Genomic DNA, 20,628 nt, shown 5'->3' with positions numbered 1-20,628 from the left:
TCTCTCCCCCGGGAAGATCAGTCGGTGCGGCCGGATTCTGACGCGTGCCAGCGCCCCAGCACGGCGCGCGACACGGCATTGAACACGGCGAAGATCATCACGCCGGTGAGCACCAGCAGCGTGAGGGCGGCAAACATCTTGGGCGTCTCGGTGCGGAAGCTGGCCTCCAGGATGCGCGAGGCCAGGCCGGTCTCGCGGCCTGCGGCGCCGGCCACCATCTCGGCCGACACGGCGCCGATCAGCGCCAGCCCACCCGACACCTTCAGCCCGGCGATGAAGTAGGGCAGCGCCGAAGGCACGCGCAGCAGCGCCAGGCGCTGCCAGGGCGTGGCGCGGTACAGGCGGAACAGGTCGCGCAGCTGCGGGTCGGCCGCACGCAGCCCGATCACGGTGTTCGACAGGATCGGGAAGAACGCGCTCAGCCACGCGCACAGCAGCAGCGCGGCGGTGGTGCTGTCGAGGTAGATCAGCATCAGCGGCGCCACCGCCATCAGCGGCGTCACCTGCAGCACCACGGCCAGCGGGAACAGCGCGCGCTCCAGCGTGGGTGAGAGTGCAAAGGCGCTGGCGATCAGCACGCCGCCCGCGCAGGCCAGGGCCAGCGCGCCGAAGGTGATCTTCAGCGTGTACCACCAGCTGCCGACCAGCGAGGCGCCATGCTCGGCCAGCGCCTGGGCGATGCGGCTGGGCGCCGGCAGCGTGTAGTCGGGGATGCCGGCCCAGCGCACGCCCAGCTCCCAGGCCAGCAGCAGGCCCAGCATCACCGCGGCGGGCAGCAGCCTGTTGGTGACGGTGCGGTTCATGGGCGGTGGGCAGGGGCCGGTTCGGATGCCTCGGCCAGCGCCTGCGACAGCGTGCGGCAGGCGGCGGCAAACTCGCCCGTGTGGCGCCAGTCGGCCGGGCGCGGGTAGGGCGCGTCGATCGCCAGCTCGGCCACCACGCGGCCGGGCCGCGCGGCCATCACCAGCACGCGCTGGCTCAGGTACACGGCCTCGGCCACGCTGTGCGTGACGAACAGCGCCGCCAGGCCCTGTGCCTGCCACCAGTGCAGCAGGTCGGCGTTCAGGCGCTGGCGCGTGATGTCGTCGAGTGCGGCAAAGGGTTCGTCCATCAGCAGCACGCGCGGCGCGGTGACCAGCGCGCGGGCGATGGACGCGCGCATCTTCATGCCACCCGACAGCTGGGCCGGGTAGGCCTGTGCAAAGTCGGCCAGGCCCACGCGGGCCAGCACCTCGGCCACACGCGGCGCGCTCGTGCCGCGGGATTGGCCCTGCAGTTTCAGCGGCAGCGCCACGTTGTCGGCCACCGTGGCCCAGGGCATCAGCGTGGGCTCCTGGAACACGAAGGCGGTGGCGGCATCGCCGCTGGCCTGGCGCGCCGGTGCGCTCACCGTGCCGGCATCGGCATCGTCCAGGCCCGCCACCAGGCGCAGCACCGTGCTCTTGCCGCAGCCCGAGGGGCCGAGCAGCGAGACGAACTCGCCCGCCCGCACCGCCAGGCTCACGCCGGCCAGGGCCTGGGTGCCGAGCGTGCTGCCGCCGGCAAAACGTTTGTGCACCTGGTGCAGGGCGACCAACGGGGCGGTGGACGGGCCACCGGGGACGGGCGAGCCGGGCAAGGGGGACGGAGCGGCAGCGGGCACGGCCGCGAGTGTGCCCGGTTTGCCGAGCCCGGCGCAGCCGTGCGGCTTCCCCGCGGGTGGCCGGGCTCAGCCGTGGTGGCTGAGCCAGCGCACCGTGTCGGCAAAGCCGATCAGGCTGCCGGCGGCGAACACGGTCCAGCCCAGCCAGTGGCGGGCATCGTGCGGGCGCAGGGGGCGGGCGGTGGTCATGCGGGGCTCCGGTGTGGGGGGCAGGTGGGCGAATGCTAGGCAGCGCGCGCCGGCCCGGCCAATGGATTGCATTGCTCACGGCGATAGCCCCGCACCCCCATCGCCGCGATAGCCCCCGTGCTGCATCACCGCGCCGCCGCGCAAGGTCCCGCCGTGGACAGACCGGCACCGGCGGCATAGGCTCACCGCACCAGCGCCTACCCCACACCCCCCGGGATGACCCAAGCCACCACCACCTTCACCCACGCCGCCTCCGCCGCCACCACCACGCCCGAGGCGCTGCTGCACTTCTGGTTCAGCGAGACCACGCCGGCGCAGCGCTTTCGCGTCGACCCGGACTTCGACGCACTGATCGCCCGGCGCTTTGGCGCCACGGTGGACGCGGCGGCGGCCGGCGAGCTGTGGGCCTGGCGCGCCACGCCCCAGGGCCGGCTGGCCGAGGTGGTGGCGCTGGACCAGTTCCCGCGCAACATGCACCGTGGCACGCCGCGCGCGTTTGCCTGCGACGGCATCGCGCTGGTGCTGGCCCAGCACGCCGTGGCGGCCGGGGCCGACGCCGCCGTGCCGCCCGAGCAGCGCGCGTTCTTTTACCTGCCCTACATGCACAGCGAGTCGCGCGCCATCCAGGCCGAGAGCGAGCGCCTGTACCGCGCGCTGGGCCACGACAATCACCTCGACTACGCGATCCGCCACCGCGTCATCGTCGATCGCTTCGGCCGCTTTCCGCACCGCAACGCCATCCTCGGCCGCGCCTCCACCGACGAGGAACTGGCCTTCCTGCAGCAACCCGGCTCCAGCTTCTGAAGCCGCCCGCCCGCCCCCCGATGCAAGCCCACATCGATTTCATCCTCGAGCTCGACCGCCTGAAGGGCGTGACCCGCAAGACCAAGCCCGCCGGCCTCGATCGTTACGAGAACTCGGCTGAGCACAGCTGGCAGATCGCGCTGATGGCGCAATCACTGGCCCACCTGGCGGCCGAGCCGGTGGACGTGGGCCGCGTGGTCGAGCTGCTGCTGGTGCACGACGTGGGCGAGATCGACACCGGCGACACGCTGGTCTACGTGGAGCACGGCTGGGCCGAGCGCAAGGCCGCCGAGCGCGCCGCCGTGCAGCGCATCTTCGGCCTGCTGCCCGAGGGCCGCGGCCAGCGCTTCATCGACGCCTGGCAGGAGTTCGAGGACGAGGCCACGCCCGAGGCGCGCTATGCCCATGCGGTGGACCGCGCCATGCCCGCGCTGCTGAACCTGGCCAACCACGGCCAGAGCTGGCGCGAGAACGGCGTCAGCCACGCCAAGGTGGTGGCCCGCATCGGCCCGCCGATCGCCGCCGGCTGCCCGGCGCTGTGGGACTACATGCGCGAGCGGCTGGACGCGGCGCAGGCCGAGGGCTGGTTCGGCGCCCCCTGAGGGCCCGCAGCGCGCCGCTCAACCGCGCCGCTGGGCGCGTTGCCGTTCACGCAGCATGAACAGGTACAGGCTTTCGACCTTTTCGCGCGCCCAGGGCGTGCGGCGCAGGAACTTCAGGCTCGATTTGACGCTGGGCTCGAACGCGAAGCAGCGCAGCGGGATGCGCTCGTCCAGGCCACGCCAGCCGTACTCGGCGCGCAGCGCTTCGACGATGGCTTCCAGCGTGACGCCATGCAGGGGGTTGCGGGGTTGCGCGGGCGGTGGCGGGGTGGCGTCGCTCATCGGGGCGGATTGTGGCTGACGCGGCTTGGGAGTGAGGTCGGACAGGAGCAGCCTCGCGGCTGCGAGTCGTCTTGCCGTAACTCAAAGCGTGTGCACGGCCGACTATGGGCTCCTGAGTCGAGAACTCGCCAACGCGGTCTCGAGGCCGTCACCCAGCTAGGCGCGGAACTGGCGCGCACCTCTGGGGTTCAGAATGCACTGCCACCTCTGAACCGATAGTTGGCTGATGTATGCGGGATCGCGATTCTGTTCCGAAGTGCTTTGCACTGCGAACGCCTGAAGCGGCTTGATCGCAGCCCCCAACGCATTGCCACCAACCACCGTCTCGGCACTCACGACAGCAAGGTCACCCCATTGAGCTGGCACGCGTACACCGCGTTCCTCAAGGCCGCGATGGCCTCGTAGCGCGGGAAGCTGCGGCGCCAGGCCAGCACCACGCGGCGCGTGGGGGCCGGTGGCGTGAAGGGGATGTAGCGCACGTGCTCGGAGGGCTCCTTGGGCACGCTGAGCACCGGCACCACGGTGATGCCCATGCCCGAGGCCACCATGTGCTTGATGGTCTCCAGCGAGCTGCCCTCGAAGCTCTTGCGGATGCCCTCGGTCTGGCTCGAGAAGCGCGCGAACTCGGGGCACACCTCCAGCACCTGGTCGCGGAAGCAGTGGCCGGTGCCCAGCAGCAGCATGGTCTCGCGCTTGAGCTCCTCGGCGCTGATGGTCTCGCGCGTGGCCAGCGGGTGGGTGGCGGGCACGGCCACGATGAAGGGCTCGTCGTACAGCGGCGCCACGGCCAGGCCGGTGTCGGGGAAGGGCTCGGCCATGATGGCGCAGTCGAGCTCGCCGGTGCGCAGCATCTCCAACAGCTTGACGGTGAAGTGCTCCTGCAGCATCAGCGGCATCTGCGGCGTCTGCGCGATGGCGTGCTTCACCAGCTCGGGCAGCAGGTAGGGGCCGATGGTGTAGATGATGCCCAGGCGCAGCGGGCCGGCCAGCGGGTTCTTGCCGCGCTTGGCGATCTCCTTGATGGCCTGGGCCTGCTCCAGCACCTGCTGGGCCTGGCGCACGATCTCGTCGCCCAGCGGCGTGACGCTGACCTCGGCGCCGCCGCGCTCGAACAGCTTGACATCCAGCTCCTCCTCCAGCTTCTTGATCGCCACGCTCAGCGTGGGCTGGCTGACGAAGCAGGCCTCGGCGGCGCGGCCGAAATGCTTCTCGCGGGCGACGGCGACGATGTAGCGCAGCTCGGTGAGGGTCATGCACCCATTATGGGAGCGGCGTCCGGCGCGGGGTGGACGGGCGCCGGCGCAGCGCCCGCATCAGCAGCAGCGCGCCACCGCCCAGCAGCGCGGCGCTGGCGGGCTCGGGCACGGCGCTCACGCCCCAGCTGGCCACCACCATGATCTGTTCGCCGTAGGTGTTGTTCAGCTGCAGCAGGGCCGGGGCGCCGGCGCCGCCCAGTTCCAGCATGCCGCCGAAGGTCTCGCCCACGTACAGCTCGCCGTCGCCGGGCCGCAGCATCTCGCCGGCGCCGTTGGCGGCGGCCAGCACCGTCAGGCCGTCGGCCGGGCCCTCCAGCAGGGTGATGCGGTCATAGCCGCTGCGCAGCAGGGTGTGGCGCTGGGCGCCGGGCAGGGCCAGCTGCGCCAGGCCGGTGAAGGCATCGCCGGACAGGTAGATGCCGATCTGCGCGCCGGCCAGGCCCAGGGCGGCGCCGTCCAGCGTCAGCACCGGGGCGCTGCCGGCCACGGCCGGGTGGGCCAGCGCATCGGCCAGGCCGGCCAGAAAGCTGGCGTCGTCGCGCGCGGCCAGCGTGGCCTGCAGCACGGCCAGTTCGGCCGCGGGGTCGTTGCCGAACAGGTTGTCGCTGGTGCTGCCGGCCAGGCCACGGCCCAGTGCGGGCGCGGCCTGCGCGCTCAGGTTCCACAGCTGGCGGGTCAGCGAGAACGGCGTGGCGAATGCCATGCCGGGCGTGCTGCCGGTCTGCAGCAGCGTGGCGCTGTCGCGGGCCACGGTGAGCAGGCGCTGGGCCGTCTCCAACTCGGGGTTGCGGGCGGCCTGCAGGCTGCGGTCCACGGCCAGGTCGGTCCAGCTGGCGCTGCGCAGGGTGTTCACGTCGGCCGCCGCGCTGGCCCAGCGCGCGGCCGTGGCGGGTGCAGCCGATCCGGCCGTGGCCAGCAGCGCATCGGCCACATAGGCCTGGGCGGTCTTGCTCTGGTACTGCGCGCTCAGGCGCAGCTGGCCCGACAGCGACAGCTCACCTGCCAGCAGCTGCGCGCCGGCAAACAGCGGCTCGGCGCTGGCGCTGGCCTGCAGGCGCCAGGGCTGCAGCGCCTGGGCCGGTGCCGTGATGGCGGCCAGCGCGGGCGTGGCCTGGGCCAGGGTGTGGACCACCATCGTGTCGGTGCAGCGCGTGGCGGTGCCGGCGCAGTGCCAGGTGGCGCCCAGGTTCTGTGTGAACGGGCTGGCCGCCAGCAGGCCACCGCTGACGCTGGCGCTGGCCGTCACGTGCAGCAGATCGCGCGCGGTGCCCGGCGCCACGGCCACGCCGGGGTCGCTGATCGACACGCCGTGGCTGGCCGTCACGAAGAAGCTGGCCTCGGTGCCGATCCAGGTGCCCAGCCGCTCGGCCACCAGGCGTGCCGCCTGGGCCTCGCCGAGGCTCAGCGTGCGGTCGATGCCGCTGGCGAAGGTGGCGGCTTCGCTGAAGTTGATCTGCACATTGGTGGCGATGACGCCAGCCGTGGCCGGCAACAGGCCGGTGGCCAGCAGGGCCGCGGCCAGCGGACGGAGGAAGGACGCGCGACGCATGGTTCGTCTCCACAGCACCAGGAAGACCCCCGATGCTGCCCAGCCAGCGTCTCAGCCGCGTCTCATGCGTGTTGGACCGGGCCCCCGCGCTCCGGGGGGCGGGCTCAGGTGCGGAACACGTGCACCGTGCGCTCCAGCGTGGCGCTGCGCTTGTGCAGCATCTCCACGGCGGCCACGGTCTGCTGCACCAGCGCGGCGTTGGCCTGGGTCATGTGGTCGAGCTCGCTGACCGCGGCATTCACCTCGCCGATGCCCAGCGACTGCTCGGACGCGGCGCGCGTGATGTCGTGGATCAGCCCGCCCACGCGGTTCACCTCGTCGACGGTGCGGCCGATGGTCTGGTTGGCGTCGACCACCCGGCGCGTGCCGTCGGCCACCTCTTCCACCGAGCGGTGGATCAGCGTGCGGATCTCGCGGGCCGCGTCGGCGCTGCGCTGGGCCAGCGCGCGCACCTCGCCGGCCACCACCGCGAAGCCGCGGCCCTGCTCGCCGGCCCGCGCTGCCTCCACCGCGGCGTTGAGCGCCAGCAGGTTGGTGCGAAAGGCGATGCCCTCGATCACCTGCACGATTTCGGCCACCGACTTCGAATGCTGCTCGATGGTGCGGATGGCGCCTTCCACCCCGGCCATGGCCTGGCCGCCGGCGGCCGCGGCCTGGGCCGTGTGCTCGCTCTGGCGCGCCACGTCGCCGGCGGTGGAGGCCGTCTGGCGCACGGCGGCGGCCATCTGCTCCATCGACGCGGCGGTGCGCTGCAGGGCCTCGGCTTGGGCGCGCGTGCGCTGCGACAGGTCGGCCGCGCCGCGGCTGATCTCGCCGGTGGACGTGGCGGTGCCGTCCACTTCCTGGCGCGCGTCGCCGATCACGGCCTGCAGGTTGATCTGGATCTGGGCCAGCGCGCGGGCCAGTGCGCTGAGCGGGTGCGGGTGCACCAGGTCGAGCCGGCTGCGCAGGTTGCAGGCCGACAGGTCGTTGGCGAAGCGCTCGGCCTCGTCCAGGCGGCGCTGCACGCTGGCGTGGAACCAGGCGGTCACGGCGCCGCCGCCCAGCACCGCGGCGGCCGTGGCGGCCCACCCGCCCGCCAGGGCGCCGGCGCCCAGCGTGGCCAGCAGCGCCAGGCCCATGCCCAGCGCCAGCCGGCCGGTCAGTGACAGCCGGTGCAGCCGGCCCGGCAGGTCGCGCCAGCCCAGCAGGCGCACCCGCCCGGCATGCAGCTTGAAGGTGGCGCGGCCGTTGGCGCGCTCGGCGGCCAGGCGCGCGTACAGGGCCTCGGCCTCGCGCACCTGCTCGCGCGTGGGCTGTCGGCGCACCGACATGTAGGCCTCGGGCTTGCCGTTGGCCAGGATCGGGGTGACGTTGGCCTCCACCCAGTAGTGGTCGCCGTTCTTGCAGCGGTTCTTCACCACGCCGGTCCAGGGGCGGCCGCGGCCGATCGTGGCCCACATGTCCTTGAAGGCCTCCGGCGGCATGTCGGGGTGGCGAATCATGTTGTGCGGCTGGCCCAGCAATTCGTCGTAGCTGTAGCCGCTGACCTCGACGAAGGCGCGGTTGCAGTGCGTGATGCGGCCCTGCAGGTCGGTGGTGGAGACCAGCAGCTCGCCGGCCGGGAACGGGTGCTCACGCTGGGTGACGGGGAGATTGGCGCGCATGGACGAGGGCAGGGCAGGCGTGATGGGGGCTCCAGCACTGTAGGCAGCGCCCATGCCGCGCATGCGGCGAACAGCACCGCTGGCGGCGCGCAAATCGCGGACAAGCGCGGCGCGGGCCGGATCAGGCCGGGCCCAGCGGCCGGCCGTCGGCCAGCAGCGCGGCGAAGCCGTCGGCCGGCAGCGACCGCGCGTACAGCCAGCCCTGCTGGTACAGGCAGCCGTGGCCGCGCAGGAAGGCCGCCTGCTCGGGCGTCTCCACGCCCTCGGCCACCACGCGCAGGCCCAGGTCGCGGCCCAGCGCGATGATGGCCTTGGCCAGCGCGCTGTCGCGCCCTCCTTGCGCGGCGTCGACGATGAAGCTGCGGTCGATCTTCAGCTCGTCGATGGCGAAGCGCTTGAGGTAGCTCAGCGAGGAGTAGCCGGTGCCGAAGTCGTCCAGCGCCAGCCCGAAACCGCGTGCCCGCAGCGCGGCAAGCCGCGCCGCGGTGGCGTCGGGCTCGCGCATCAGCAGGCTCTCGGTCACCTCCAGCACCAGGCGGTCGGGCGCCAGGCCGTGGGCGGCCAGCAGCGCGGTCAGGCGCTCGTCCAGGCCGGGGTCGGCGAAGCTGGGGGCCGACAGGTTGACGGCCAGCGCCGGCACTGGCAGGCCGGCCTGCTGCCAGGCCTGCAGCTGGCGGCAGGCCTCGGCCAGCACCCAGTCGGTCAGCGGGGCGATCAGCCCGGTCTCCTCGGCCAGCGCGATGAACTCGCCCGGCGGCACCAGGCCGCGCTCGGGGTGCTGCCAGCGCACCAGGGCCTCGGCGCCGGCGATGCGTCCACCGGCGCCCCCCTGGGCGTCCAGCAGCACCTTGGGCTGGTAGTGCAGGCGCAGCTCGCCGCCGGCGATGGCACGTCGCAGCTCGGCCTCCAGGCGCAGGCGCTGGGCGGCCTGGGCGTCCAGCGTCTCGTCGAAGAAGCGCAGCTGGCCGCGGCCGCGGGCTTTGGCCGCGTACGCGGCCTGCTCGGCGCAGCGGGTCAGGCCGGCCAGGTCGGGCGCGTCGCCGGGGTACAGCGCGATGCCGATGCCGGCGCTCAGCACCAGCGGCGGGGCGGCCACGCCGGGCAGCGTGATCGGCAGGCCCACGGCCTTCAGCAGGCGCTGGGCCACGGCGGCGGCCGGGGCCTGGCCAGCCAGGTCGGTGATCAGCAGCGTGAACGCGTTGCCGCCCACGCGCGCCACCACGCCGCCATCGGCGTCGGTGCCGGGGCAGGGCTCGCAGGGGCCGCGCGCGGCCGCCAGGTCGCTGCCGCGGATCCAGCCGCGCAGGCGCTCGGCCAGGCACTGCAGCACCTGGTCGCCGCCGCCATGGCCGAAGGCGTCGTTGACGGCCTTGAACTGGTCCAGGTCGATGTGCAGCACCGCGCAGTGCAGGCCCTGGCGCCGCGCGCGCTCAAGCAGCGGGGCGGCCAGCTCGGCGAAGAACTGCCGGTTGGGCAGGCCGGTCACGGCGTCGTAGTGCGCCAGCTGGCGGATGCGCTGCGCGGCCTGCACGCGCTCGGTGATGTCCTGCGTGATGCCTTCGACGCCCAGGCGCAGGCCGCTCTCGTCCTGCAGCGGCATGCCCTGCTCGTGCAGCGTGCGCAGCTGGCCGTCCAGGCGCTCGATGCGGTACTCGATCTGGTAGCTGCGGCCCTCGTCCAGCAGGCGCCGGCGCGCCTGGGCCACGGCGTCGCGCTCGGTGGGCAGCACGCGGGTCAGCAGCGCCTCGGGCGTGGAGAACCAGTGGGTCTGGTCGGGCGTGTCGGCCCCGTACAGGCGGGCCAGCTCGGGCGAGCATTCCAGCCGGCCGTCGGCGGTGAAGGCCCAGCTGCCCATGCCGGCCAGGCGCTGCGCGCGCGCCAGGCGTTCGCGGCCCAGGCTCAGCGTGCCGGCCGATTCGGCCGCGCGCAGCGCATAGCGCACGCGGTGCGACAGCAGCGTCCAGTTGATCGGCTTGGTGATGAAGTCGGTGGCGCCATGGCCGTAGGCCTGCTCGATCGAGGCCGTGTCGTCCAGGCCGGTGAGCATGATCACCGGCACGCGTGCGCCGCGCGGCAGCGCGCGCAGGCGCTGGCAGGTCTCGAAGCCGTCCAGCCCCGGCATCATCACGTCCAGCAGCACCAGGTCGAAGGCCTGCGCCGCGAACGCGGCCAGCGCGGCCGTGCCGTCGGCGGTGTCCACCACGGTGAAGCCGGCGTGGCGCAGCGTGCGCGCAGCCATGTGGCGCAGCATCGGATCGTCGTCCACCAGCAGCAGGCGCGGTGGCTGCGGCGCGGGCGCCTGGCCGTCGGGGCCCAGGCCCGACAGCGCCTGCAGCAGGCGGTCAGGCGCGTTCATGGCTGGGCCTCCAGTGTGGGGGCGGCGGCGCGCTGACGCGACTGCAGCTGCGGCTGCAGGCGGCCCCAGGCGGCGGCCAGGCGCTGGCCCAGGTCGGCGGCGGGCGGCTCGCCGCGGCGCAGCCCGGCCTCGGCGCCGGCGGCCAGGGCCGCCAGCTCGAGCGCGCCCACGCTGGCGCTGGTGGACTTGAGCGTGTGCACCAGACGCTGCAGGCGCGGCAGGTCGGCGTCGGCGATCGCGCGGTCGATGTCGCACAGCGCCTCGGCGGTGGTGGTGTCGAACATCGCCAGCAGCTCGTCGGCCACCTCGGGCGCCGAGCCGTCGGCCACCATCGGCAGCGCCGCCAGCACGCCGGGGTCGAACACCGGCGGGCCGCCGGCCGGCGGCTGGGCTGATGGAGCCGATGGGGGCGATGGGGCCGATGGTGCGGGCGGTGCCGTGGCCGTGGCCGCCGACGGCGTCCAGCGCGCCACCGCGGCCAGCAGCGCGGTGGCCAGCACCGGCTTGGTCAGGAAGTCGTTCATGCCGGCCGCCAGGCAGGCGGCGCGGTCCTCGGCAAAGGCGTTGGCGGTCAGGGCCACGATGGGCACGTCGCGGCCGGCCGGTCCGGCCTCGCCCTGGCGCAGGCGGCGGGTCACCTCCAGGCCGTCCATGCCGGGCATCTGCCAGTCCATCAGCACCAGGTCGACGCGGCGCGCCGCGGCCAGGCGGGCCAGGGCCTGCGGGCCGTCGCCGGCCTCGGTCACGCGGCAGCCGGCATGCACCAGCAGGCCGCTGACGATGGCGCGGTTCAGCGCATCGTCCTCCACCACCAGCACATGGGTCAGGCGTTCATAGGCCTCCTGGGTCAGCAGGGCCTGCGGCGCCGCCTCGGCCGCGGCCGAGGCGGGTGGCCGGACCTGGGCGCGCGGCCCCAGCCGGCCGGCCAGCGCGGCGCGGGTCACGGGCTTGAGCAGCTCGCTGGCCATGCGCAGGCTGTCTCGCGCGGCGCTGGCCTCCAGCGAAAACTCGGCGGCCAGCGAGATCACGCGCTCGGGCTCGATCCAGTCGATGGCAGCAGCCAGCAGTTCGTCGGCCTCGGACGCGTCGCTGGCCAGCAGCAGCCAGGCCGGCGGCGCGTCGGGTGGGGCGCCGGCCAGCCAGGTGCGCAGTTCGTGGCCGTCGCGGCAGCGGCGCGCGTCGCAGCCCAGGCGCTGCAGCAGGGCCTGCAGCGCCTCGGCGCTGGCCTCGTGTGGCTCGACGAAGGCCACGCGGTGGCCCAGCCGCGGCGCCTGGGGCACGGGCGCCTGGGCCACCGGCAGCGGCAGCTCCAGCGTGAAGCTGCTGCCCAGGCCGGGGCGGCTGCGCACCTGCACCTGCCCGCCCATGGCCTGCACCAGCTGGTGCACGATGGCCAGGCCCAGGCCGCTGCCGCCGAAGCGGCGGTCGGCGCCCTCGTCGCCCTGGCGGAAGGGCTCGAACACCCGCGCCAGGGTGTCGGCGGGCATGCCCACGCCGGTGTCGCTGACGCTCAGCCGCACCGACTGCGGCGTGGCCCCGGGCTGCACGCGCAGCACCACCTCGCCGCGCAGGGTGAACTTCACCGCATTGCCCAGCAGGTTCAGCAGCACCTGGCGCAGCCGGGCCGCGTCGCCGTGGCGCCAGGCGGGCAGTGCGGGGTCGACCACGCAGGCCAGCGCCAGGCCCTTGGCGCGCGCCGACAGCGCGGCGGTGGACAGCGCCGCCTCCACGCATTCCACGAGGTCGAAATCGGCCACGTTCAGGGTCAGCGCGCCGGCCTCGATGCGCGACAGGTCGAGGATGTTCTCGATCAGCCCGAGCAGGTTGCGCCCGCCCTGCTGGATGGCCTCGACCAGCTGGCCCTGGCGCTCGGCGTCCGCGGCCTCGGCGCGCAGCAGCTGGGCGGCGCCGATCACCGCGTTGAGCGGCGTGCGCAGCTCATGGCTCATGTTGGCCAGGAAGCGGGTCTTGGCCAGCGACGCGCTCTCGGCCTGCGCGCGCATGGCCTCGGCCTGGGCCGCCGTCTGCTTGAGCTGCTGCTGGGTCAGGTACTGCGCCGCCATGGTGCGGCCGATGCGCACGGCCGCCAGCAGCAGCACGCCCAGGCCGAAGCCCATCTCCAGCGCCAGCAGCCGGGCATCGGCGCCGCCGCTGAACCACGCGGCCAGCGCCGGCGGCGCCATCGCGCCGACCAGGAACAGCATCAGCGCGCGCGGCTGGGCGGCCATGGCCGGCACCGCGGCGGCGCAGACGATCAGCAGCGCGCCGCTCATCACCGAGGCGCCGCGCGCGTCGGGGTGGGCCAGGTGCCAGGTGGGGCCGAAGGACCAGCACAGCGACGACAGCAGCGCCCCGGCCATGTAGGCGCGGCGCCAGACCGGCGGGGCCTGCGTACCGGCCGGCCAGCCGCGGCGGCGGTACAGCCAGCCGCTGAGGCCGCGCACCACCACGGCCAGCACCATCAGCGCCACCCAGGTGTGGAACACCGGCGGTGCCAGGTAGGGCTCCAGCAGGCCCATGAACACCAGCAGGGCCACCAGCGAGAAGGTCACGCTCAGCGGCAGGTGCGCGTAGGCGCTGCGCAGCAGCGCGTCGCTGCCGTTCCTGCGGCGCTGGGTGGGCTCCTCGGCCGGTGCGGGGGCCGTCATGGGGGGCTGGCGGCAGGACGGCCCGCGTCGAGGTGCTGCACGATGGCCTGCAGCGTGCTGGCCTGGGTGTCGGCCAGACGCGCGCGCCAGCCGGTCTCGGGTGCCAGGCCGTGGCGCATGCGCGCCTCGCCCTCGGCGGCCAGCGCCGCCAGCGCCAGCGCGCCGACCTGGGCGCTGGTGGACTTCAGCGTGTGGATGCTGCGCAGCGCGGTCTGGCTGTCGCCGGCCTCCAGCGCCTCGGCCCAGCGGTTCAGCGTCTCGCTGCTGTCGCGCAGGAAGCTGCGCAGCACATGGGCCATGAAGCCGGGGTCGGAGCCGTCGGCCACCATCGGCAGCGCGGACAGCACGCGCGGGTCGAACAGCGGTGCGGCCGGGGTTGCCGGGGCCGGCACGGCGACCGGGGCCGCTGCGGGGGCCTCGGCGGGTGCGGGTGCCGGCGCAGGGGTCGCGGCCGGGGCGGTGGCCGCGGCCGTGGCAGGCAGCGGCGCCAGGTGCCGTGCCAGCATCTCGGCCAGGCGCGCGGCGGTGATGGGCTTGGCCAGGTAGTCGCTCATGCCGGCCGCCAGGCAGGCCTCGCGGTCGCCGGCCAGCGCATTGGCGGTCAGCGCCACGATGGGCAGCGGTGCGGTGCCGGGCCCGGCGGCGGCCTCGCGGGCGCGGATCACGCGGCTGGCCTCGTAGCCGTCCATCTCGGGCATCTGGCAGTCCATCAGCACCAGGTCGAAGCGCTGCGCGGCCACGCGCTCCAGCGCCTGCAGCCCGTTCTCGGCGGTGTCGACGGTGCAGCCCAGGCCCTGCAGCAGCGCGCCGGCGATCTCGCGGTTCAGCGCGGTGTCCTCCACCAGCAGCACGCGGGCGTCGAAGCGCAGGTGGTGGGCCGGCACGTCGGCGGCGCCGCTGCGCCGCGCCCGGCGCGGCGTGAACAGGCGTTCGAGCAGCAGGGCCAGTGCGCTGCGCGTGACCGGCAGCAGCAGCACGCCGTCGGCCTCGCGCTCGTCCAGCGCGGTGTCGCCACCGGCCTGCAGCGGCACCAGCGTGACCAGGCGGGTGTCGGGGCCGCAGCGCTGGCGCAGCGCGCGCAGCCGCTCGGCGGTGCCGGCGGCCGGCAGCAGGCTGTCGACGACCACCAGCCCGAAGCGCGGGCCGCCGCCGGCGATGGCGCGGTCGAAGTCGGCCTCGGTGGGGGCCTCGACGACCTCGGCGCCGGCCGTGGCCAGCAGCTCGGCCAGCGCGGTGCGCGTGGCGGTGTGGGCGGCGCCCAGCAGCACGCGCAGCCCGGCGGGCGCCCGGCCCAGCGGTGGCGGGCTGGCGCCGGGCGGCGGCGCGCAGGCGCGCTCGGGCAGCTCCACCCAGAACTCGCTGCCCTGGCCGGGCGTGCTGTCCATGCCCACGCGGCCACCCATGCGGTCGGCCAGCTCGCGGCAGATCACCAGGCCCAGGCCGGTGCCGCCGTACAGCCGCGTGGTGGTGTTGTCGGCCTGCATGAAACGCTGGAACAGCCGCGCGCTGACCTGCGGCGTGACGCCGATGCCGGAGTCGGCCACCGACAGGCGCCAGCCGCGGCTGCCCGGCGCGGCGCCTGTGATGCCGCCGGGCATGGGTTCCAGGCCGATGACGATCTGCCCGGTCTCGGTGAACTTGATCGCGTTGTTCAGGAAGTTGGCGAGGATCTGGCGCACGCGGTGGCCGTCGCCACGCACATAGGCCGGCACGCCGGGCGCCAGCCGGCACACCAGGGCCAGGCCCTTGGCCGCGGCCTGCGGCGCGAACAGCAGCGCGGCCTGTTCCGCCAGCTGCGCCGGGCTGAAGGGCTCGTCCACCAGCTCCAGCTTGTCGGCCTCGATCTTGGACAGGTCGAGCACGTCGTTGAGCAGGCTCAGCAGCGCCTCGGCCGACTGGCGCAGCGCCTCGGCATAGCGGCGCTGGGTGTCGGTCAGCGAGGTGGCCTGCAGCAGGTCGGCCATGCCGATCACGCCGTTCATCGGCGTGCGGATCTCGTGGCTCATGTTGGCCAGGAAGCGGCTCTTGGCCACGTTGGCGGCCTCGGCCTGCTCCTTGGCGGTGCGCAGCTGGGCGGTGCGCTGCTCCACCTGCTGCTCGAGCCGGTCGCGGTGCTGCTGCAGCTCCTGCTCGCGCGACTGCAGCTCGCCCAGCATGGCGTTGAAGCGGGCGGCCAGCTCGCCGACCTCGTCGCGCTGGTCCAGCTGCACGCGGCGGCCATGGTCGCCGTCGGTGGCCACGCCCTCGGCCACGCGGGCCAGCTGCAGCAGCGGCTGCGAGATCGAGCGCTGCATGCGCATGGCCAGCGCCATGGCCACCGCAAAGCCCAGCAGCGAGGTCAGCGAGGCCACCGACAGGCTGGCCAGCGTGTCGCGCCGGGCGCCGGCCAGGTCGGCCACCAGCAGCACCTCGCCGATCAGCTCGCCGTCCTGGCGCACCGGCTGGCGCAGGTGCAGCAGGTGCCGGTCGCCGGCCTGCACCGCGGCCGTGACCGGCGCGGCCGCCGAGGCACCGGCGCTGCCCGGCGCGGGCGGCACCACGCGCGGGTACAGCGCGAACACGCGCCCGCCGGGCAGGGTGATGCGCGCTTCCACGATCTCGGGGCGCGCGCTCAGGCCGACCAGCGTGGCCTGCGCGGCCTCGGGGTCGTCGAAGCGGATCGCCGCGGCGCTGGTCTCGGCCACGATGGCGGCGATGCTGGCCAGCTGCGACTCCACCGCCGCGCGGCGCGAGCGCAGATCGCTGGCGGTGAACAGCACCAGGTTCAGCACCAGGCCGATGGCCGCGGCCAGGCCGATGCTCACCAGCAGCTTGGTGCGGATGGGCAGGTCGCGAAAGCGCGTCATGCCTGTCCCCCGGCCTGCGGTCCGCGTGGCGTTGGCGAAGGTTTCGGGCGCATGGTGTCTCAGGGGCGCACGCTGCGCGCCAGGCGCAGCAGGTTGGCGCTGGCGCGCAGCTGGGCGCTGTCCAGCGCGGCACGGTTGATGTCGAAGCGGATGCGGCCGTCCTCCAGCGTCACGCCGATCGCGCCGCCGGCCTCGGTGAAGCCGGCCGCGTCGCCGACGGTGAGCACCGGCTCGCCGGCCAGTGCGCGCAGCATCGGCTGCTGGCGGCGTTCTTCGGCCTCGGCGATGTAGAGCACGTGGCAGCCGCGCAGTTCTTCGATGCCCAGCACGCGCCGCACCTGCGTGGGGCGGTTGTGCAGCGTGCGCCCCTCCAGCGCCGAGGCCGCGCCGCCCAGGCTGTCGCGGCCGGCCAGGCAGAACACGAAGCCGCCGTCCTTGGCGGCATAGGCGCGCTCGGGCCAGTCGATGTAGCGGGCGAAGTTCAGCAGCACCGCGGCCTTGGCCTGGGCGTCGCTCAGCGCGGGCTGGGCCTGGCTGACGGGGCTGCCCAGGGCCAGCGCCGCCAGCCAGGCGGCGGCCAGCCGCGGCAGCCCACGCCAGCGTTGCTGGCGCCATCGCAGCCTGTGCAGGTGGCTCATGGCCGGGTGCGGGCTCAGAACTGCCAGAGCGCCTTGACGTGGGCCATGCGCGGCACGCGCAGCGTCTGCGACGGCAGCAGCTCGGGCGCGCCCTCCAGGTGGTGCGCGCGCAGCAGGTTCTCGCCGATCAGCGCCAGCGTCAGCCCCGGCCGCGCATGCCAAGCCAGGCGCAGGTCCAGCGTGGTGTAGCCCGGCACCGGCGTGGTGGCCGCGCCCGAGATCGCCGACGCATGGCGCAGCCGCGCGTCGGCATCGACGTTGCCGCCCAGCGCCAGCGTGCTGCGCAGCGACAGCAGGCGCTCGGGCGTGCCGGCGCCCTGGGTCGCGGCCGAGCCGATGGACACCGGGTCGGCGCTGTTGCTCATCACCGAGGTCTCGACATGCGAGTAGGTGGCCTGCACGCGCCAGCCACGCTGCACGCGCCAGTCCAGCACCAGCTCGCCGCCGCGCGTGCGGCCATGCAGGCCGTTGCCCGGCAGCAGCAGCTGCACCACATGCGGCACCGGGGCCAGCTCGAAGCTCTGACCGCCGCTGCTGCCGCCGGTCAGCCGGTGGTAGCGGTTGGAGAACAGCGCCACGTCCAGCGCCACGCTGGGGCCGAACTGCTGGCGGTAGCCGAGCTCGAAGGCGTCGATCAGCTCCGAGTCGAGCGGCCGGGCCTCGGTGGTGATGCTGCGCAGCAGCACCGGGGGGGTTGGCGGATTGGCCGGCACCGCGCGCAGGTCGACCTGGATGTCGCGTTCGGCGCGCGAGGGCGTGCGCACCGCCCGCGACAGCGCGCCCCACAGCGTCTGCGTGGGGTTGGGCGTCCAGGCCAGGCGCAGGTGCGGCTGCGGCTCCCAGCCGGTGAAGCTGTTGTGCTCGATGCGCGCGCCCACGGTGGCGCGCAGCGTGTCGGGGCGCAGCGTGATCTCGTCGTTGACGAACAGGCTGGCCACCGTGAAGGTGCGCTGCGGCTGGCCGAAGGCGAACAGACCGGGGCCCGAGCCCACGCTGTCGTGCGAGCTGCGCCAGGTGGCGCCCAGCACCAGGTCATGGTGGCCGATGGGGCGCGGGCGGTGCTGCGCGTCGAGGTCGACGGTCATGCGGTGCTGGTCGAAGAAGCGCCCGCCGACCACGCGGTCGGTTGCCAGGTAGCCCTGCACCACGGTCTCGCTGCCGTCGCTGCCCAGGCGGCTGGCGCGCGCCAGCAGGTGGGTGGCGTTGGTGCGCTGCACGATGTCGTCGACGTTCACGCCGGTGGGCGAGACCAGGCTGGCCGTGTACCAGCGGTCGCCCGAGGTGTTGTCGGTCAGGCCGCCCGACAGGCTGAGCGTGGTGTCGCCGGTCAGTGCGCGGTCGACGCGGAAACCGGCGCGCGTGGTGCGCCAGCCGTCGTGGCCGGGCTGGCCCGACAGGTCGTCGAAGTGCTTGGCGTCCTGGTGGCTGATCCAGGCGCGCCAGTGGCCGCCGGGCAGCGTGCCGCCATGGCGCAGCGCCAGCGAGCCGCGTTCCAGCGTGCCGGTGCTGGCCGCCACCAGGGTGCCCTGGGTGTCGCGCGCCTGGCGGGTGATGATGTTGATGACGCCGTTGACGGCGTTGGCGCCCCACAGCGCGGCACCGGGCCCGCGGATGACCTCGATGCGCTCGATGTCCTCCATCAGCGTGCCTTCCATCTCCCACAGCACGCCCGAGAACAGCGGCGAGTAGATGCTGCGCCCGTCCATCAGCACCAGCAGCTTGTTGGCGAAGCGGCCGGAAAAGCCGCGCGTGCCCACCGCCCAGCGGCCGCTGGCCAGGCGCTGCACCTCGACACCGGGGGCCAGGCTCAGCGCCGCCGGCAGGCTGCTGGCGCCGGAGTGCTCGATGTCCTCGCGCGTGATCACGTACACCGCGGCCGCCACGTCCTGCACCGCCTGGGCCTTGCGCGAGGCGGTGACCACATCCACCTTGAGCAGGTCTTCCAGGCTCAGGTCGGCGGGGTTGTCGGGGGCGGCCTGGGCCGTGGCGGCGCAGGCGGCCGCGACGAGCGCGGCCAGACGGGTGAGCAGGGGGCGGAAGGCAGGCAGGGGCATGGTTGCGGCTCGATTGGCGCAGTACGCCGCTGTTTCGGCCGCAGCCGCACGCAATTGAGCGCGCCGCCCTCACCCGATGGGTGAATGTGTCATTTCTGGCACTTTCGCCACCGCGCCGGGCCAGGCCCCGCGCCCGTGGTTCAGCGCCCCTGGAAGCTGAACACCGCCACGCTGGCCATCAGGTTGGGGTGGCGGCGCACCACCTGGCCGGCATGCAGGCCGAAGCTGTCCTGGATCTGCAGGCCGTTGCGCCGCGCCAGCACCTCGAAGTCGGCGAAGGTGCCGACGCGGATGTTGGGCGTGTCGTACCACTCGTAGGGCAGCGCGCGCGTCACCGGCATGCGCCCGCGCAGCACGCTCAGCCGGTTGGGCCAGTGCGCGAAGTTGGGAAAGCTCACGATGCCCATGCGGCCCACCCGGGCCGTCTCGCGCAGCATCTTCTCGGTGTTGCGCAGGTGCTGCAGGGTCTGCAGCTGCAGCACCACATCGAAGCTGCGGTCGTCGAACAGCGCCAGGCCTTCTTCCAGGTTCAGCTGGATGACCTCGACGCCGCGGCGGGCGCAGGCCAGCACGTTGTCGTCGGCCAACTCCACGCCGTAGCCGGTGCAGCCCTTGGTGGCCTTCAGGTGCGCCAGCAGTTCGCCGCTGCCGCAGCCCAGGTCGAGCACGCGGCTGCCGGCGGGCACCAGGCTGGCGATGACTTCGAGTTCGGCGGTCACTTCGCAATCCCCCGCGCAATGCGCTCGAAGGTGGCCCGCAGCACGCCGTGGTAGCGCGGGTCTTCGAGCAGGAAGGCGTCGTGGCCGTGCGGCGCGTCGATCTCGGCGTAGCTGACGGCGATGCGGTTGTCGACCAGGGCCTTGACGATCTCGCGGCTGCGCGCGGGCGAGAAGCGCCAGTCGGTGGTGAAGCTGACCACCGTGAAGCGGATGTCGCTCGCCGGCACGAAGGCGGCGGCCAGATCACCGCCGTGCTCGCGCGCGGGGTCGAAGTAGTCGAGCGCGCGGGTGATCAGCAGGTAGGTGTTGGCGTCGAAGTACTCGCTGAACTTGTCGCCCTGGTAGCGCAGGTAGCTCTCGATCTGGAACTCGATGTCCTGGGTGCTGTAGGCCAGCTCGGCCTCGCGCATCGAGCGGCCGAACTTGGCCTCCATCGAGTCGTCGCTGAGGTAGGTGATGTGGCCGATCATGCGCGCCACGCGCAGGCCGCGCTTGGGCACCACGCCGTGGGCGTAGAAGTGGCCGCCGTGGAAATCGGGGTCGGTGATGATGGCGCGGCGCGCCACCTCGTTGAAGGCGATGTTCTGCGCGCTGAGGTTGGGCGCGGTGGCCACGGCCACGCATTCGCCCACGCGCTGCGGGTGGCGCAGCGTCCAGCTCAGCGCCTGCATGCCGCCCAGGCTGCCCCCCAGCACGGCGGCCAGGCGCTGGATGCCCAGGCGGTCGAGCACGCGGGCCTGGGCGTCGACCCAGTCTTCCACCGTCATCACCGGGAAGTCGGCGCCCCAGGGCGTGCCGGTGGCCGGGTTGGTGTGCATCGGCCCGGTGGAGCCGAAGCAGGAGCCGGGGTTGTTGACGCCGATGACGAAGAAGCGGTTGGTGTCCAGCGGCTTGCCCGGGCCCACCAGGTTGTCCCACCAGCCCTCGCTCTTGTCCTGGCCTTCGTAGGTGCCGGCCACGTGGTGGCTGGCGTTGAGCGCATGGCACACCAGCACGGCGTTCGACTTGTCGGCATTGAGCGTGCCGTAGGTCTCGACCATCAGGTCGTAGGCGGGCAGCGTGGCGCCGCTGCGCAGCGGCAGCGGCGCATCGAAGCGCAGGGTCTGCGGTGTGACGTGACCGACGGAGGCCATGGATACGTGTGCCCGAAAAGACAAAACCCGGCGCCGCAAAGCGGACACCGGGTCGGGCGTCCCTCTTTAGCGGCATTTGATTAAGCGCCCGCAATCCGGAACAAATCGGCGCTGTGGGGGCGGAGTATAGCCAGCCGGGTCCGGGCGCGCTGCGCACCGCCTGCGGCAAGGCGCGGCCCGGGCGCCCGCCAGGCCGCCCGCCAGGCCACTGTTTGCGCTGGCGCAAAACTGGGGGGTGGTGGTTACTGGTCAATCGACCAATAA

The 20,628-nt window shown here is 73.7% G+C and carries 16 protein-coding genes; 2 read left to right on the top strand and 14 right to left on the bottom strand.

Annotated elements, in window-relative coordinates:
• Positions 1-17: 17 nt before the first annotated feature.
• The 3 genes from AACH10_RS16080 to AACH10_RS16070 form a co-directional block, all read right to left on the bottom strand.
• Complete coding sequence (locus AACH10_RS16080) at positions 18-803, bottom strand: ABC transporter permease (protein WP_341411468.1); 786 nt, start codon at positions 801-803, stop codon at positions 18-20.
• On the bottom strand, positions 800-1,576 hold the full coding sequence (locus tag AACH10_RS16075; protein WP_341411467.1) for an ABC transporter ATP-binding protein: 777 nt from the start codon (positions 1,574-1,576) through the stop codon (positions 800-802). The genes AACH10_RS16080 and AACH10_RS16075 overlap by 4 nt, the downstream gene beginning before the upstream one ends.
• A 132-nt stretch (positions 1,577-1,708) precedes the next feature.
• Positions 1,709-1,831, bottom strand: a complete 123-nt coding sequence (locus AACH10_RS16070) for a hypothetical protein (protein ID WP_341411466.1) — start codon at positions 1,829-1,831, stop codon at positions 1,709-1,711.
• Positions 1,832-2,047: 216 nt separating this feature from the next.
• Here AACH10_RS16070 and AACH10_RS16065 point away from each other — a divergent pair, with 216 nt between their 5' ends.
• The gene (locus AACH10_RS16065; protein WP_341411465.1) at positions 2,048-2,635 is read left to right on the top strand and encodes a DUF924 family protein; all 588 of its coding nucleotides are present in this window, start codon (positions 2,048-2,050) and stop codon (positions 2,633-2,635) included.
• 20 nt (positions 2,636-2,655) lie between these two features.
• A complete protein-coding gene (locus AACH10_RS16060; protein WP_341411464.1) occupies positions 2,656-3,237 on the top strand; it encodes an HD domain-containing protein in 582 nt (193 codons plus the stop codon).
• Between the two features lie 18 nt (positions 3,238-3,255).
• On the opposite strand, the gene AACH10_RS16055 is transcribed toward AACH10_RS16060, so the two are convergent.
• From AACH10_RS16055 to metX, 11 genes are all read right to left on the bottom strand, one after another.
• Complete coding sequence (locus AACH10_RS16055; RefSeq protein ID WP_341411463.1) at positions 3,256-3,519, bottom strand: VF530 family protein; 264 nt, start codon at positions 3,517-3,519, stop codon at positions 3,256-3,258.
• 332 nt (positions 3,520-3,851) lie between these two features.
• Entirely contained in the window at positions 3,852-4,772 is a 921-nt protein-coding gene (locus AACH10_RS16050) for a LysR substrate-binding domain-containing protein (RefSeq protein WP_341411462.1), read from the bottom strand.
• 7 nt (positions 4,773-4,779) lie between these two features.
• Positions 4,780-6,324 (bottom strand): hypothetical protein, encoded by a 1,545-nt coding sequence (locus AACH10_RS16045; RefSeq protein WP_341411461.1) that lies wholly within the window; start codon positions 6,322-6,324, stop codon positions 4,780-4,782.
• 104 nt (positions 6,325-6,428) lie between these two features.
• Positions 6,429-7,970 (bottom strand): methyl-accepting chemotaxis protein, encoded by a 1,542-nt coding sequence (locus AACH10_RS16040; RefSeq protein WP_341411460.1) that lies wholly within the window; start codon positions 7,968-7,970, stop codon positions 6,429-6,431.
• Positions 7,971-8,091: 121 nt separating this feature from the next.
• Positions 8,092-10,326 carry a putative bifunctional diguanylate cyclase/phosphodiesterase gene (locus AACH10_RS16035; RefSeq protein ID WP_341411459.1) on the bottom strand — a complete coding sequence of 745 codons (2,235 nt, stop codon included), beginning with the start codon at positions 10,324-10,326 and terminating at the stop codon, positions 8,092-8,094.
• A complete protein-coding gene (locus AACH10_RS16030; protein ID WP_341411458.1) occupies positions 10,323-12,974 on the bottom strand; it encodes an ATP-binding protein in 2,652 nt (883 codons plus the stop codon). The genes AACH10_RS16035 and AACH10_RS16030 overlap by 4 nt, the downstream gene beginning before the upstream one ends.
• Positions 12,971-15,820: a response regulator gene (locus AACH10_RS16025; RefSeq protein ID WP_341411457.1), complete on the bottom strand. Its 2,850-nt coding sequence runs from the start codon at positions 15,818-15,820 to the stop codon at positions 12,971-12,973. The genes AACH10_RS16030 and AACH10_RS16025 overlap by 4 nt, the downstream gene beginning before the upstream one ends.
• A 59-nt stretch (positions 15,821-15,879) precedes the next feature.
• Positions 15,880-16,458 carry a TOL_0243 family YfiR-like periplasmic protein gene (locus tag AACH10_RS16020; RefSeq protein ID WP_341411456.1) on the bottom strand — a complete coding sequence of 193 codons (579 nt, stop codon included), beginning with the start codon at positions 16,456-16,458 and terminating at the stop codon, positions 15,880-15,882.
• A gap of 14 nt (positions 16,459-16,472) precedes the next feature.
• Positions 16,473-18,512: a TonB-dependent receptor plug domain-containing protein gene (locus tag AACH10_RS16015; protein ID WP_341411455.1), complete on the bottom strand. Its 2,040-nt coding sequence runs from the start codon at positions 18,510-18,512 to the stop codon at positions 16,473-16,475.
• 140 nt (positions 18,513-18,652) lie between these two features.
• On the bottom strand, positions 18,653-19,231 hold the full coding sequence (gene metW / locus AACH10_RS16010) for a methionine biosynthesis protein MetW (protein WP_341411454.1): 579 nt from the start codon (positions 19,229-19,231) through the stop codon (positions 18,653-18,655).
• The gene (gene metX, locus AACH10_RS16005; RefSeq protein ID WP_341411453.1) at positions 19,228-20,364 is read right to left on the bottom strand and encodes a homoserine O-succinyltransferase MetX; all 1,137 of its coding nucleotides are present in this window, start codon (positions 20,362-20,364) and stop codon (positions 19,228-19,230) included. The genes metW and metX overlap by 4 nt, the downstream gene beginning before the upstream one ends.
• Positions 20,365-20,628: the final 264 nt, after the last annotated feature.

It is taken from the genome of Pseudaquabacterium inlustre (assembly GCF_038066595.1).
Lineage (GTDB): Bacteria > Pseudomonadota > Gammaproteobacteria > Burkholderiales > Burkholderiaceae_C > Pseudaquabacterium > Pseudaquabacterium inlustre.
This window is presented reverse-complemented; position numbering and strand designations above follow the sequence as displayed.

Coding starts and splice junctions, on each gene's coding strand:
- AACH10_RS16060 (WP_341411464.1), top strand. CDS start 2,656: ATGCAAGCCCACATCGATTTCATCCTCGAGCTCGACCGCCTGAAGGGC.
- AACH10_RS16080 (WP_341411468.1), bottom strand. CDS start 803: ATGAACCGCACCGTCACCAACAGGCTGCTGCCCGCCGCGGTGATGCTG.
- AACH10_RS16040 (WP_341411460.1), bottom strand. CDS start 7,970: ATGCGCGCCAATCTCCCCGTCACCCAGCGTGAGCACCCGTTCCCGGCC.
- AACH10_RS16055 (WP_341411463.1), bottom strand. CDS start 3,519: ATGAGCGACGCCACCCCGCCACCGCCCGCGCAACCCCGCAACCCCCTG.
- AACH10_RS16070 (WP_341411466.1), bottom strand. CDS start 1,831: ATGACCACCGCCCGCCCCCTGCGCCCGCACGATGCCCGCCACTGGCTG.
- AACH10_RS16065 (WP_341411465.1), top strand. CDS start 2,048: ATGACCCAAGCCACCACCACCTTCACCCACGCCGCCTCCGCCGCCACC.
- AACH10_RS16035 (WP_341411459.1), bottom strand. CDS start 10,326: ATGAACGCGCCTGACCGCCTGCTGCAGGCGCTGTCGGGCCTGGGCCCC.
- AACH10_RS16020 (WP_341411456.1), bottom strand. CDS start 16,458: ATGAGCCACCTGCACAGGCTGCGATGGCGCCAGCAACGCTGGCGTGGG.
- metX (WP_341411453.1), bottom strand. CDS start 20,364: ATGGCCTCCGTCGGTCACGTCACACCGCAGACCCTGCGCTTCGATGCG.
- AACH10_RS16030 (WP_341411458.1), bottom strand. CDS start 12,974: ATGACGGCCCCCGCACCGGCCGAGGAGCCCACCCAGCGCCGCAGGAAC.
- AACH10_RS16050 (WP_341411462.1), bottom strand. CDS start 4,772: ATGACCCTCACCGAGCTGCGCTACATCGTCGCCGTCGCCCGCGAGAAG.
- AACH10_RS16045 (WP_341411461.1), bottom strand. CDS start 6,324: ATGCGTCGCGCGTCCTTCCTCCGTCCGCTGGCCGCGGCCCTGCTGGCC.
- AACH10_RS16015 (WP_341411455.1), bottom strand. CDS start 18,512: ATGCCCCTGCCTGCCTTCCGCCCCCTGCTCACCCGTCTGGCCGCGCTC.
- AACH10_RS16025 (WP_341411457.1), bottom strand. CDS start 15,820: ATGACGCGCTTTCGCGACCTGCCCATCCGCACCAAGCTGCTGGTGAGC.